This is a genomic window from Streptomyces sp. NPDC020996 (assembly GCF_040641355.1).
Classification (GTDB): Bacteria; Actinomycetota; Actinomycetes; order Streptomycetales; family Streptomycetaceae; genus Streptomyces.
In genome coordinates this window covers 17349-30634 of sequence record NZ_JBFADM010000083.1, presented here as the reverse complement: position 1 = coordinate 30634, position 13286 = coordinate 17349, and the positions used below count along the sequence as shown (strand labels likewise).

At 73.9% G+C, this 13286-nt stretch carries 11 protein-coding genes; 7 read left to right on the top strand and 4 right to left on the bottom strand.

What is annotated here, in order from left to right:
* From AB0G63_RS35460 to AB0G63_RS35440, 5 genes are all read left to right on the top strand, one after another.
* Positions 1-4377 (top strand): SDR family NAD(P)-dependent oxidoreductase (locus tag AB0G63_RS35460; protein ID WP_360758927.1); only part of this gene is annotated, 4377 nt, incomplete at its 5' end.
* 71 nt (positions 4378-4448) lie between these two features.
* Positions 4449-4835 carry a nuclear transport factor 2 family protein gene (locus AB0G63_RS35455; protein WP_360758925.1) on the top strand — a complete coding sequence of 129 codons (387 nt, stop codon included), beginning with the start codon at positions 4449-4451 and terminating at the stop codon, positions 4833-4835.
* Positions 4836-4917: 82 nt separating this feature from the next.
* Positions 4918-5700 (top strand): alpha/beta fold hydrolase, encoded by a 783-nt coding sequence (locus AB0G63_RS35450; RefSeq protein ID WP_360758923.1) that lies wholly within the window; start codon positions 4918-4920, stop codon positions 5698-5700.
* A 44-nt stretch (positions 5701-5744) separates the two neighbouring features.
* The gene (locus AB0G63_RS35445) at positions 5745-6572 is read left to right on the top strand and encodes a class I SAM-dependent methyltransferase (protein WP_360758921.1); all 828 of its coding nucleotides are present in this window, start codon (positions 5745-5747) and stop codon (positions 6570-6572) included.
* Between the two features lie 140 nt (positions 6573-6712).
* Positions 6713-7639: a tyrosine-protein phosphatase gene (locus AB0G63_RS35440; protein ID WP_360758919.1), complete on the top strand. Its 927-nt coding sequence runs from the start codon at positions 6713-6715 to the stop codon at positions 7637-7639.
* A 250-nt stretch (positions 7640-7889) separates the two neighbouring features.
* Here the strand turns inward: AB0G63_RS35440 and AB0G63_RS35435 are convergent, their stop codons facing one another.
* Together AB0G63_RS35435 and AB0G63_RS35430 are read right to left on the bottom strand one after the other, a co-directional pair.
* Positions 7890-8144 (bottom strand): ferredoxin, encoded by a 255-nt coding sequence (locus AB0G63_RS35435; RefSeq protein WP_360758917.1) that lies wholly within the window; start codon positions 8142-8144, stop codon positions 7890-7892.
* A complete protein-coding gene (locus AB0G63_RS35430) occupies positions 8141-9235 on the bottom strand; it encodes a cytochrome P450 (protein WP_360758915.1) in 1095 nt (364 codons plus the stop codon). Before AB0G63_RS35430 ends, AB0G63_RS35435 begins: the two co-directional genes overlap by 4 nt.
* Positions 9236-9647: 412 nt before the next feature.
* On the opposite strand from AB0G63_RS35430, the gene AB0G63_RS35425 reads away from it, so the two are divergent.
* Positions 9648-10622 (top strand): ABC transporter ATP-binding protein, encoded by a 975-nt coding sequence (locus AB0G63_RS35425; protein ID WP_360758913.1) that lies wholly within the window; start codon positions 9648-9650, stop codon positions 10620-10622.
* Positions 10619-12247 (top strand): hypothetical protein, encoded by a 1629-nt coding sequence (locus tag AB0G63_RS35420; RefSeq protein ID WP_360758911.1) that lies wholly within the window; start codon positions 10619-10621, stop codon positions 12245-12247. The genes AB0G63_RS35425 and AB0G63_RS35420 overlap by 4 nt, the downstream gene beginning before the upstream one ends.
* 93 nt (positions 12248-12340) lie before the next feature.
* On the opposite strand, the gene AB0G63_RS35415 is transcribed toward AB0G63_RS35420, so the two are convergent.
* On the bottom strand, positions 12341-12790 hold the full coding sequence (locus tag AB0G63_RS35415; RefSeq protein WP_360758909.1) for a nuclear transport factor 2 family protein: 450 nt from the start codon (positions 12788-12790) through the stop codon (positions 12341-12343).
* A gap of 23 nt (positions 12791-12813) precedes the next feature.
* On the bottom strand, positions 12814-13257 hold the full coding sequence (locus tag AB0G63_RS35410) for a nuclear transport factor 2 family protein (protein ID WP_360758907.1): 444 nt from the start codon (positions 13255-13257) through the stop codon (positions 12814-12816).
* Positions 13258-13286 lie beyond the last annotated feature (29 nt).

Genomic DNA, 13286 nt, shown 5'->3' with positions numbered 1-13286 from the left:
GGCACCCTGCGTCGTGGTGAGGGCGGTCTGGCGCGTTTGTACGCCTCGCTCGGCACTGCCTGGAGCCGCGGCGTCCCCGTCGACTGGACCACCCTGTACACCGGACGCGGCGCCCGCCGCGCCGACCTCCCGACGTACGCCTTCCAGCGCGGCAGTTACTGGCTCTCCGCCGCCCCCGCCCAGCCCGACCCGGCCCCCGCAACCGCCGCCGACGAGACCGAGGCGCGGTTCTGGCAGGCCGTCGAGGCCGAGGACCTGGAGGCGCTCGCGGGCACGCTCGACCTCGCCGAGCAGCGGGCGCTCGGTGAACTGCTGCCCGAACTGGCCGCCTGGCGCCGCCGCAGCCGGGAGCGCGCCACCCTCGACTCCTGGCGCTACAAGGTCACCTGGACCCCGGTGCCCGTACCGGCCACCCCGACGCGCCTCGGCACCTGGCTGATCGTCACCGCCGAGCAGACCGGCGGGTCTGTCGCCGCGGCGCTCGCCGCCCACGCCGAGACCGTCACCCTGGAGCTCGACCCCGCGCGGGCCGCGGCCGCGGGGACGCGCGAAGCCCTTGCCACGCGGCTCGCGGACACGGTCACCGCGCTGCCGCGCCTGGACGGCGTGCTGGCACTGCTCGGACCGGACGAGGAGCAGGGCGGGGAGCAGGGCGGGGCAGCCGCCACCGCCCTCGTCCTCGCCCAGGCACTCGCCGACGCCCAGGTCACCGCGCCCCTGTGGTGCGCCACCCGGGGCGCGGTCGCCGCCGGCCGGGCCGACCGGGCGCCCGTGCCCGCGCAGGCCGCGGTGTGGGGGCTCGGCCGGGTCCTGGCCCTCGAACACCCAGCCACATGGGGCGGTCTCGTCGACCTGCCCGACCATCTCGACGAGCGGGCCACGGCCCGGCTCACCCACGTACTCGCCGGCGACCTCGGCGACGAGGACCAACTCGCCCTGCGCACCAGCGGAGTGCTCGCCCGGCGGCTGACCCGTGCCCCGCTCGGGGACGGCGAGCCGGTGCGGCGCTGGCAGCCGCGCGGCACCGTCCTGGTCACCGGCGGCACCGGCGGCGTCGGCGCCCGGGTCGCCCGGCGTCTCGCGGCCGACGGCGCCCAGCACCTGATTCTCACCAGCCGCCGCGGCCCGGAAGCGCCCGGAGCGGCCGGGCTCGCCGACGAGATCCGCGCGCTGGGCGCCGAAGTCACCCTCGCCGCCTGCGACATGGCCGACCGTGAGCAGGTACGGGCCGTCCTCGACGCGATCCCGGCCGAGGCCCCTCTGACCGCCGTCGTGCACGCCGTCGGCGTACCGCAGTACACGCTCGCCGCCGACACCACCGCCGAGGAGTTCCGGCAGCTCGCCGCGGGCAAGGCCGACGGCGCCCGGCACCTCGACGAACTCCTCGGCGACACCGAACTCGACGCGTTCGTGCTGTTCTCCTCCAACTCCGGCGTGTGGGGCGCCGCCCGGCACTCCGCGTACGCCGCCGCCAATGCGTTCCTCGACGCGCTCGCCGCCCGGCGCCGCGCCCGCGGCCTCACCGCCACCTCGCTCGCCTGGGGCGCCTGGGGCGGCGGCGGGATGATGGAACTCGACGGTGCCGGCGCCTACATGCGCCGCCGCGGCGTGCTGGAGATGGACCCCGAACTCGCCCTGGACGCCATGGTCCGGGCCGTCGAGCACGACGACACGTTCGTCGCCGTCGCCGACGTGGACTGGACCCGGTTCGCCCCCGGCTTCACCTCCGAGCGGCCCAGCCCGCTCATCGCCGACCTGCCCGACGTCCGCGCCACCCGGGTCGCACCCGAACAGGCCCCGCCCGCCGAGGAGTCCGCCTCCGCACTGGTGCGCAGGCTGCGGGCCGCGCCGCCCGCCGAGCGCGGCGGCCTGCTCGCCGACCTGGTGCGTACCGAGGCCGCCGGCGTCCTCGGGCACCCCTCCGCGGACGCCGTCGAACCCGGGCGGCCCTTCAAGGACCTCGGCTTCGACTCGCTGACCGTCGTGGAACTGCGCAACCGCGTCACCACCGTCACCGGCCTGAAACTGCCCGCCACCCTCGTCTACGACCACCCCACCCCGCAGGCCCTCGCCCGCTTCCTCGAAGCCGAACTCCGCGGCGAACCCGACGAGTCGGCGCCCGCCGCGCCCGCCGCGCCCGCCGCGCCCGCGGCGCCCGCCGCGGCGCAGGACGACGACCCGGTCGTCGTGGTCGGCATGAGCTGCCGACTGCCCGGCGGCATAGAGAGCCCCGACCAGTTGTGGCGGGCCGTCGCCGCCGGCGAGGACCTCGTCGGCGACCTGCCCCGCGACCGCGGCTGGATCTCCACCGACGACGGCGACCTGCAGGCCGTGCGAACGCTCAGCCAGGCCGGACTGCTCAGCGGCGTCGGCGGGTTCGACGCGGCCTTCTTCGGCATCTCCGAGCAGGAGGCGCTCGTCATGGACCCGCAGCAGCGGCTCCTGCTGGAGACCGCCTGGGAGGCGTTCGAACACGCCGGCGTCGACCCGCGCGGCCGCGCCGACGAGCAGATCGGCCTGTACGTCGGCGTCGGCTACCAGGGCTTCGTCCCGCGCGGGCGCATCCCCGAGGAGAGCGAGGCCCACCTCGGCGGCGGCATCGCGCCCGCCATCGCCTCCGGCCGCCTCGCCTACGCCCTCGACCTGCACGGCCCCACCCTCACGGTGGACACCGGCTGCTCCTCCTCCGCCGTCGCCCTGCACCTGGCCGTGCAGTCGGTACGCCGCGGCGAGTGCGGCATGGCCCTCGCGGGCGGCGCCACCGTGCTGTCCCAGCCGGTCGCCTGGCACCACATGGGCGGCGCCGCCGCCGACGGACGCTGCAAGCCGTTCTCCGAGGACGCCGACGGCACCGGCTGGGGCGAGGGCGTCGGCATGGTCGTCGTCGAGCGGCTCTCCCGCGCCCGCCGCCTCGGCCACCGCGTCCTCGCGGTCGTACGCGGCAGCGCCGTCAACCACCACGGCGCCACCAACGGACTCACCGCCCCGAGCAGCAGCTCCCAGCGGCAGCTCATCCACCAGGCCCTCGCCGACGCCGGCCTGACCGCCGAGCAGATCGACGCCGTCGAGGGACACGGCACCGGCACCCCGCTCGGCGACGCCGTCGAGGCCGAGGCGCTCCTCGCCGCCTACGGCCGCGGCCGCCCCGCCGGCCGCCCGCTGCTGCTGTCCACGGTGAAGTCCAACATCGGCCACCCGCAGTCCGCCTCCGGCGTCGTCGGCATCATCAAGACGGTCCTGTCCCTGCGTCACGGGCTGCTCCCGCAGACCCTCAACGTGAAGGAACCCACCAGCCGCGTCGACTGGTCGTCGGGCGCCGTTCGTCTCGTCACCGAGGCCACCCCGTGGCCCGACACCGGCCGCCCGCGCCGGGCGGGGGTCACCTCCCTGGGGGCGAGCGGCACACAGGCCCACTTCATCCTGGAGGAGGCGCCGTCCGGGAGCGAGGAGAAGCCCGCCGCGGCGGACACCCCGGGCCCCCGGAGCGGCGCCGGGCGGACCGCGGCCGGCCGTGCGCACGACAGCGCCGTCCTGCCCGTCCTGCCCGTGCCCCTCTCCGCCCGCACCCCCGACGCCCTGCGCGCCCAGGCCGCCCGTCTGCGCGCCGCCCTGGACGGCGCCGGCGCACCCGGCCCCGCCGACGCCGGCTACACCCTGGCCGTCGGCCGCGCGGCCTTCGAGCACCGCGCCGTCGTCCTGGCCCCGGACCGGGCCGGACTCCTGGAAGCCCTGCGGGCCGTGGAGGACGGCGCGGACCACCCGCACGTCACCACCGCAGCGGACCCGTCCCTCACCTTCCACGGCACCCCGGCCGCCGCGGAGGCGCTGTACGCCGCGTACCCCGTCTACGCCGAGGCCCTGGACCACGTACGCGCCCACCTGGACGTCCGGATAGCCGCCCCGCTGCCGCCGCTCGCCGAGGCGTTCGCGCACGAGACGGCCCTGCACAGACTCCACGAGGACTGGGGCCTGCTGCCGCAGGCGCTCACCGTCCACGGTCCCGGACGGCTCGCCGCCGCCCACGCCGCGGGCGTCCTCGGCCTGGAGGACGCCGTCGGCCTGCTCGCCGCCCACGCCGAAGGCGCCGCCGGACCGGCCGTCGAGGTGAGCGAGCCGCGCGTGCCGGTCGTCGACGCGGTCACGGGGGAGCGGCTCGACGCCGCCGGCCTCACCGACCCGGACACCTGGACCCCTGCCCCCGGCACGGGCGGCACGGCGGACACCGACGGAGTCACCGAGGCCCTGCGCACGGCCGCCCGCTTCCACGTCGCGGGCCGGCCCGTCGACTGGGCGGCGGTGTTCGCGCCGACCGGAGCCCGCCTCACCGACCTGCCCACCTACCCCTTCCAACGGCGCCGCTACTGGCTGTTCGGCTGAAGCGGCCCCACGAACGGCACGTCATCGGTCCCGACCGGGCGCCGAACCAACCACCACCGGAGGAGAAAACCATGCTGGACGAGCAGAAGCGCAAGGAGATCATCGCGGAGTACTTCCGCAAGGTGAACGAGGGCGACGTGGACGCCATCCTCACCCACTTCACCGAGGACGCCCGCATCGAGGACCCCGTCGGCCGGGAGCCGCGCGTCGGCCGCGCCGCACAGCGCGAGTACTTCATGAGCAACATCGCCGCCGAGGTCACCGTCGAGCCGGGCCACGCGTCCGCCGGCCAGGACGGCAAGCAGGTCGCCGTGCCGGTCGCCGCGACCATGACGAACATCCTCGACCCCAACCGCGCGCGCACCAACATCAACGCCGTCGACATCTTCACCATCAACGCCGACGGCCTCATCGAGGACATGCGAGTCTTCTGGGGCATGAGCGACATCGGCGTCTGAGCGGTCCCGCACCGCGCACCGGCGCCCGAGCGGCCCCCGGCACCAGCGCAGCAGCGCAGGAAGAGAAGGAGACGGTACGCCCATGAGCACCACCGACGAGCACAGCGAGCTGTGGATACGCAACTTCCACCCCGCGCCGCGGCACCCGCACCGCCTGGTGCTGCTGCCGCACGCCGGAGGATCCGCCTCCTTCTTCTTCCCCTTCTCACGCGAACTGTCCGCGCACACCGACGTGTCGGCCGTGCAGTACCCCGGCCGCCAGGAGCGGCGGGCCGAACCGCTGCTGGACAGCGTCGACGCCCTCGTCGACCAGATCCACCGCGCACTCCTGCCCCTCGCGGACAAGCCGCTCGTCCTGTTCGGCCACAGCATGGGCGCCGTGCTGTCCTTCGAACTCGCCCGCAGGATCGAGGCGGAGGGGCGGATCCCCTTCCTCGGACTGATCGCCTCCGGCCGACGCTCCCCCCTCGTCCACCGCGAGGAGAACGTGCACACCCGCGGCGACGAGGCGCTCATCGCCGAGATCCGCGCCCTGAGCGGCACCGACGCCGGCGTCCTCGCCGACGACGAACTGCTGCGCATGGTGCTGCCCGCGATCCGCAGCGACTACAAGGCGATCGAGACCTACCGTTACCGGCCCGAGGGGCCCGGGCCCGCGCTCGGCTGCCCCGTCAGCGTCCTGACCGGGGAGTCCGACCCCCGGGTCAGCCTTGAGGAGGCCGGGGCCTGGAAGGACCTGACGCGCGGGGGATTCGCCTTCCGCAGCTTCCCCGGAGGGCACTTCTACCTCACCTCGCAGCGGGACGCCGTGGTCCGGGCGGTCGTCGAGGACCTCACGACGTTCTTCCGGCTCCCGGTCAGCTGACCGTCCGGCCCTCACACCGACCGACGATCCGAGATGGGTTTTTCATGGAGACCAAACAGGTGCAGTTCAGCGCCGAGACCCGCAACCTCCTGGTGGCCCTGTACTCGCGGGCCCATGACGCCAAGTCGGACCGCCCGATCCTCGGCGACCGGCTCGCCGCGCGGGCCGTGGAGTCCATCGAGGACTACGACCGGCTGAAGACCCAGCTGAAGATGCGCGACGACGACGCCATCGCCCTCGCCATCCGCGGGCTGGAGTTCGACCGCTGGGTCCGTGACTTCCTCACGCGCAACCCGCGCTCCGTCGTACTGCACCTCGGGGCGGGCCTGGACGGCCGCGTCTTCCGCATCGACCCGTCCGACGAAGTCGAGTGGTACGACCTCGACCTGCCGGAGATCGCGCAGCTGTACCGCGACCTGTTCCCGCGGCGCGACCGCCACCACCATGTCATCGGCGCCTCCGCCCTGGACCCGGCGTGGCTGGCGGACATCCCCGCCGACCGTCCCGTCCTGGTCGTGGCCGAGGGCCTGCTCGTGTACTTCACCGAGGACGAGGTGCGCGACCTCGTCACCCGCCTGGTCAACCGCTTCCCCTCCGGCGAGCTGCTGTTCGACGCCTACACCCCGTTCTCGGTGAAGGCGATGAACAAGCACTGGACGGTCAAGGCGACCGGCAAGTACTTCGTCTGGGGCCTCCAGGACCCCAAGTCCCTGGAGGAGTGGGCGCCCGGCGTCAAACACCTGCTCGAGTGGACCTTCACGGACTCCCCGTACGTCGCACATATGCCGTGGACGTCCCGGATCATGTGCAGGATCATGAACGCGATACCGGTCCTGCGGAAGTACAACCGCGTTATGCGGTACAGCTTCTGACGGATCATCATCAGTCGGCTGCCGATAGGGGGCGTGGTGGACGGCGAGCCGCTGACGGCCGGCGGTGAGCACCCCTCACCGTGCCCCACCGTCCGCTCCGGCCGCCGAAGACACCCGCATCCGATCACCCAGGGGGCCCCGTGAGATCTGCTCTGCTTCCCTTGTCCGGCACCGTCGCGCTCGCCCTGCTGCTGGCGGCCCCACCCGCCCACACCGCGCCCGCCCACCGCACCGGCCCGGTGGCGGCCACCCGCACCACCGAGCCGGCCGACAGCACGGTCCGCGTCCCGCTCCAGGGCGCCGTCAACGCCCGCGACCTGGGCGGGCACCGCACCTGGACGGGCGCCCAGGTCGCCTACGGCCGCGTCCTGCGGTCCGACGCCCTGAACCGGCTCACCGACGCCGACCTGGACACCCTGGCCGCGCTGGGTGTGACGACCGTCGTGGACCTGCGGACGCCGCAGGAGGCCGCTCAGGGCCCCGACCGCCTCCCGCCCGGCGCCACGGCGCTGTCCCGCCCGGTCGACGACCACAGCCTGTACCGGACCATCGCCACCGCCATCGCCTCCAAGGACCCCGTCCTGCAGCAGCAGATGCTCGGCGACGGCAAGGCCGGGCAGCTGATGACGGCCGCGTACGAGGGCTTCGTCACCGACCCCGCCAACCGGGCCGCGTTCGCCGCCGCCCTGCGCGACATCGCGGGCGCCCAGGGCTCGGTGCTGGTGCACTGCTCCTCGGGCAAGGACCGCACCGGCTGGCTCGCCTACGTCCTCCTGCGCACCCTCGGCGTGCCCGCCGCGGAGGCCGAGCGGGACTACCTGCTGTCCAACGCCTACCGGGCGGACGCCGACCGGCAGGCCCGCGACTACCTCAAGTCGGCCGGCTACATGGAGAATCCCGATCTGCTGATCCCCCTCCAGGAGGTCCGCGAGGCCTACCTGCGGGCCGCCGTGGAGCGGGTGGAGCGCGACTACGGCGGCCTGCACGGCTACCTCACCGACGGCCTGGGTCTGACCCCGCGAACCCTGGTGGCCCTGCAACGGCGCCTGGTCCGACACCACGTGTGACGCCGCGCCCCTGACCGAACCCGCGGACCTGGAACACGCGGGACCTGAGGCGCGCGTGGCCAGGAACCCCCGGGACCGGAAGCGCGCGTGGCCAGGAACCCCCGGGACCGGAAGCGCGCGTGATCAGGAACCCCCGGGACCGGAAGCGCGCGTGACCAGGAGCACCCGGAACCGGGAACACGCGGGACCAGAAGCGTGCGGGCCGGACACGTGATGTGTCCGGCCCGCGCCGCTGTCGTGGTCCCCGGCGTCACAACTCCGGCGCCAGCACCACCCCCGTGCCCGTCTCCGTCACCCGGATCGCTTCCAGCGGGCAGTTCTCCGCGGCGTCCAGGACCGCCGTGTCCGGCTCCACCGACTCCCGGACCGCCTGCGAGCGGCCCTTGACGAGGGCGAAGTGCTCCGGCGCCGAGTGCACGCACATGCCCGTGCCCGCGCACGCCGTCCGGTCGACGCTCACCGCCCACCGCGTGCCGGCCGTGACGGCCGCCTCCCCGTCGCTCACCACTGCACCGGCAGGGACAGCGGGCCCCGCACGAGCAGACTGGACCGCCACCGGATGGCGTCGTCGGCGACCGCGAGCCGCAGGTCGGGGAACCGGTCCAGGACCACCCGCAGGGCGACTCCCAGCTCCATGTGGGCCAGCTGGGCGCCGGCACAGAAGTGCACCCCGTGGCCGAACCCCATGTGGTGGTTGTCCTCGCGCGTCAGATCCAGGGCGTCCGGATCCGCGAACACCGCGTCGTCCCGGTTGGCCGAATGGATGTGCACGTACACGGCGTCACCTCGCGAGATCGGCACCCCGCCGATCACCAGGTCCTCGGTGGCGATCATCGCCGCGTGGTGGCCGGTGCCCAGCGGGATGTACCGCATCAACTCGTCCACGGCGAGCGGCAGCAGCTCCGGCCGCCGCCGCAGCAGCGCCAGCTGCCCGGGGTGACGCAGCAGCGTGTAGACGAAGTTGGTGATCTGGTTCGCGGTGGTCTCGTGGCCGCCGGCGAGCAGGACGACCGTCAGCGAGACCAACTCCTGCTCGGTCAGCCGGTCGCCGTCGTCCCGCGCCTGGATGAGCGCCGACAGCAGGTCGCCGCCGGGCCGCTGCCGGCGGTCGGCGATCAGCCGCGAGATGTAGCCGACGAGCTCGTTGATGCGCCCGGTGAACTCGTGGTGCGGCAGCGTGTCGCCCTGCATCAGCGCGTCGGCGCCCCGCCGGAACACCCCGCGGTCCGAGTACGGCACACCGAGCAGCTCGCAGATCACCCGCGTCGGCAGCGGCCAGGAGAAGTGCTCCACGAAGTCGGCGGGCGACCCCTTGTGGGCCAGGTTCTCGGCCAGTTCGGCGGCGATCGACTCCACCTTGGGACGCAGCTCCTCCACCCGGCGTTTGGTGAACGCCCTCGTCAGCAGACGTCGCAGTCGGGAATGGTCCGGAGGGTCCATGTACATGATGCCTTCGGGGCCGACGCGCATCTCCTGACGGCGCGGCACATCGGCGTTGACCACGGCGGCCCGGCTCAGCCGGGGGTCGGCCAGGGCCGCTCTGACATCGCTGTACCGGGTGACGAGCCAGGCGTCCCCGCCGTACGGCAGCGTCACCCGGCTGACCGGTTCCTCCCTGCGAAGATCAGCCAGAATCGGCTCGATTTCCAGCCCGTTGACGGGAGTGAAGGGAAAATGCCGGGCTGCTGGGCATCTGGTTGGCGAAGGCATGAAACTCCTTGAAGGAGGGGGCTGCGTGGCCCTACAACGGTCCGAGTCCCGCTCGATGCCGGTCAACCCCTACCGGGAACCCCTAGCGACCCTAGAATGCCGGTTTCCGTGCCGGGGGAGATTGCTGTCGCCAACGCCCCGCGGAACCCTGAACCGGGCGCCTGCCGCCGTCGAGCCGTCAGCCGGACGGACCACGCGGGGCCGCGGGGGGGAACGACCGGCGCGACCGCGGGCCGGTGTTCCGCCGGTGACGGCGGGACGCCGGCGGACTACGACTCGGGTGAAAGGTGGTGCGCGGGTGGCGCACACGGATGACGCGATTACCGCGTCCGGACTCGTCAAGACGTTCGGCCGCACACGGGCCCTGGACGGCCTCGACCTGACCGTGCGCAGGGGTGAGGTGCACGGCTTCCTCGGACCGAACGGTGCGGGCAAGTCCACCACGATCCGCGCCCTGCTCGGGCTGCTCCGGCTCGACGGCGGCCGGGCCACCCTGCTCGGCAAGGACCCCCGGCGCGACGCCGTCGAGGTGCACCGCCGCCTCGCCTACGTACCCGGCGACGTCAGCCTGTGGCGCAACCTCTCCGGCGGGGAGGCCATCGACCTGCTCGGCACCCTGCGCGGCGGCATCGACACGACACGCAAGGCAGCCCTGACCGAGCGGTTCCAGCTGGACCCTACGAAGAAGTGCCGCGCCTACTCCAAGGGCAACCGGCAGAAGGTCGCCCTGGTCTCCGCGTTCGCCTCCGACGCCGAACTGCTCGTCCTGGACGAACCGACCTCGGGCCTGGACCCGTTGATGGAGGCCGTGTTCCAGGACTGCGTCCGCGAGGTCAGGCAGCGGGGCCGCACCGTGCTGCTGTCCAGCCACATCCTCGGCGAGGTCGAGGCGCTGTGCGACCGCGTGAGCATCATCCGCAAGGGCCGCACCGTCGAGAGCGGCACCCTCACCGAACTGCGCCACCTCACCCGCACCCGGCTCTCCGCCGAGACCCGGCAGCGGGTCACCGGCATCGACGCGCTCGAAGGCGTCCACAACGTCGCCGTCGACGGCGACCGGATCAGCCTGGACGTCGACGACGACCACCTGGACCGCGTCCTGACCCACGTCACCTCGTTCGGGGTGCGCGCGCTCACCAGCAGCCCGCCCACCCTGGAGGAGCTGTTCCTGCGGCACTACGGTGACGACGTCGGGGCCGGCGGCGACGGTGCCGCCGATGGAGGCCCCGGCGCGGACGCGGGCCGCACCGCGGCGAGGACGGCCGCCCGATGAGCGACTACACCGCCACCCGCACGCTGCTGAAACTGGCGCTGCGCCGGGACCGTATCCAGCTCGCCGCGTGGATCTACGGCACCGGCGCGCTCGGCTACAGCGCGGCCAACAGCGTCGGTTCGACCTACCCCGACGCCGCCGACCGCGTCGACGCGGTCAAGACCCTCACCGACACCCCGGCGCTGCTGCTGACCCGCGGCGCACCCGTCGGCACCAGCGAGGGCGCCGTCGCCATGGTGCAGATCTTCACGTACCTGTGCGTGCTCGCCGCCCTGATGAGCACCTTCGCCGTGGTGCGGCACACCCGCCAGAACGAGGAGACGGGCCGCGCCGAACTCCTCGGCGCGGCCCCGGTCGGCCGCCGGGCACCGCTGACCGCGGCCCTGCTGCTCGCCCTCGAGGCGAACATCGGACTGTTCGTGATGCTGGCGGTCGTGCTGCCGCTGGCCGGGCTGCCGCTGTCCGGTTCCCTCGCCGCGGCCGCGGCGGCCGCCGCGACCGGGCTGTTCTTCGCCGCGGTCGCCGCGATCACCGCCCAGCTCTCCGGCACCGCCCGCGGCGCCAACTCCCTGGCCGGAGCGGCCGTCGGCGCCGCGTTCCTGATCCGCGGCATCGCCGACGCCGGCGGTGAGGTGCGGGGCGGCGGCACCTCCGTGGACAGCACCGCACTCGCCTGGCTGTCACCGATCGGCTGGGCGCAGCGCGTCGAACCGTTCGGCGGCGACCACTGGTGGGTCCTCCTCGTCCCCCTGGTCCTGGCCGCGGCCTGCGCCGTGTGGGCCTTCCGCCTCAACGACGGACGCGACCTGGGCGCCGGCCTGCTGCAGGACCGGCCGGGTCCGGCCTCGGCGGCACCCGGACTGCTCAGCCCCCTCGGTCTGGCACTGCGGCTGCACCGCGGCTCCCTGCTCGGCTGGGGCGCGGGCATCGCCGTCCTGGGCGCCGTCATCGGAGGCATGGGCAAGTCGGCCGGCGACGCCCTGCGCGACAACGCCGACCTCAGCGACACCCTCGGCAAGATCGGCGGCGGTGGCGGCGACCCGGTCGACACGTTCTTCGCCTCGATGATCGTGATGGTGGGCGCGGTCACCGCCGGGTTCGCCGTGCAGACCCTGCTGAGGCTGCGCGCCGAGGAGACCTCCGGCCGTCTGGAGGCGCTGCTGGCCACCGCCGTCAGCCGTGGCCGCTGGCTCGTCTCGCACGTCACGGTCGCCGTCGCCGGTTCGCTGCTGCTGCTCCTGATCGCCGGGGTGAGCGCGGGCCTGACCTACGGGGCGTCGGCGGGCGACCTCGCCGGCGGGCTCACGGACCTGACCGGCGCCGCCCTGGCGCAGGCGCCGGCGGTGCTGGCGCTGTCCGGGTTCGTGGTGCTCGCCTTCGCCGCCGTACCGGCGCTGTCCTCCGGTGCGGCCTGGGGGGCGCTCGCCCTGTGCCTGGTCGTCGGCCAGCTCGGCGGACTGCTCGGACTGCCGCAGGCGGTACGGGACATCTCCCCGTTCTCGCACCTGCCCGCGCTGCCCGCCGCCGACGCGAAGGCGCTGCCGCTGCTCGCCCTGACCGCCGTCGCCGCCCTGCTGACCTGGGCCGGGTCGAGCCTGTTCGCCCGCCGCGACCTGACCGGCTGAGCGGCCCACCCGCACCGTGCCGAGGGGCCGCCCCCGCCGGCGTGTCCGGCGGGCGCGGCCCCTCGGCCCGCGGTGCGCGGGCTCGCGCGGCCCTCACTCCTGCCCGGGGTCCAGCAGCGACAGGTCCGACTTGCCCCAGTACACCCACACCGCCTCGATCAGGCCGTGCGAACCGGCCCGGAAAATGCTCGTGAGGGAGAACTTGATCCGCTTGCGGAACGGGTCCGCCGGCTTGTCCAGATAGCCGTGCTTGGTGAGCGCCGGCCCCAGCGGCAGGTAGTTCATGTACACCGACACCGGTATCGCCACGTGCAGTCCGTCCTGCGCGGCCACCGGGACACCTGCGACATCCACCGTCCTGGCCTGAGCCGCCCGCTGGAAATGGACCCGCAGTTCCTCGTGCCCGATCATCGGCGGCGATCCCACCGGATCCTCGAACCGCACGTCCTTCGTGTACAGCTCGAGCATCCGGTCGACGTCACCGCTCGTCATTCTCCGGCAGTGTTCCAGGGCGAGTTCTTTCCGGGCCGTCTCGTCGAGCATGGGAACTCCCTCTCCGGTCGTCTTCATTCCGTCCCCGACAGGGAGACGTCACTCGCCCCCCAATACGCTTTCATCTCCTCGATGAGACCGTCGTCCCCGGCCCGGATCACCATCAGGAACCGGAACCGCATCCGCTGCCGCGCCGGGTCGGCCGGCGCGGGCAGCACGCCGTGCCGGGTCAGCACCGGACCCAACGGCAGGTAGTCCATGGTCGCCTCCACCGGCACCGCCGCGTGCCGCCCGTCCTGAGCGGCCACCGCATGCCCCGGAATCTCCACGGCATTGCTGGTCACGGCGCCGGTGGCGTGGGCGCGCAGCGCCTCGTGCCCGGCCTGCGCGCCCGCCCCGACCGGGTCCTCGAACCGCACCCGCGGGGAGTACAGGCGCAGCAGCCCCGCCACGTCGCCGGCGTTCACCCGGGCGCAGTGTTCCAGGATCAGTTTCTTGAGCGCCGCCTCGTCCAGCATGAACTCGTCTCCTCACGTCCATTCGGCAG

What these genes read in the sequence shown, in the direction of transcription:
- AB0G63_RS35410 (WP_360758907.1), bottom strand. Translation starts at nt 13,257, where the DNA reads ATGCTGGACGAGGCGGCGCTCAAGAAACTGATCCTGGAACACTGCGCC.
- AB0G63_RS35455 (WP_360758925.1), top strand. Translation starts at nt 4,449, where the DNA reads ATGCTGGACGAGCAGAAGCGCAAGGAGATCATCGCGGAGTACTTCCGC.
- AB0G63_RS35450 (WP_360758923.1), top strand. Translation starts at nt 4,918, where the DNA reads ATGAGCACCACCGACGAGCACAGCGAGCTGTGGATACGCAACTTCCAC.
- AB0G63_RS35420 (WP_360758911.1), top strand. Translation starts at nt 10,619, where the DNA reads ATGAGCGACTACACCGCCACCCGCACGCTGCTGAAACTGGCGCTGCGC.
- AB0G63_RS35445 (WP_360758921.1), top strand. Translation starts at nt 5,745, where the DNA reads ATGGAGACCAAACAGGTGCAGTTCAGCGCCGAGACCCGCAACCTCCTG.
- AB0G63_RS35415 (WP_360758909.1), bottom strand. Translation starts at nt 12,790, where the DNA reads ATGCTCGACGAGACGGCCCGGAAAGAACTCGCCCTGGAACACTGCCGG.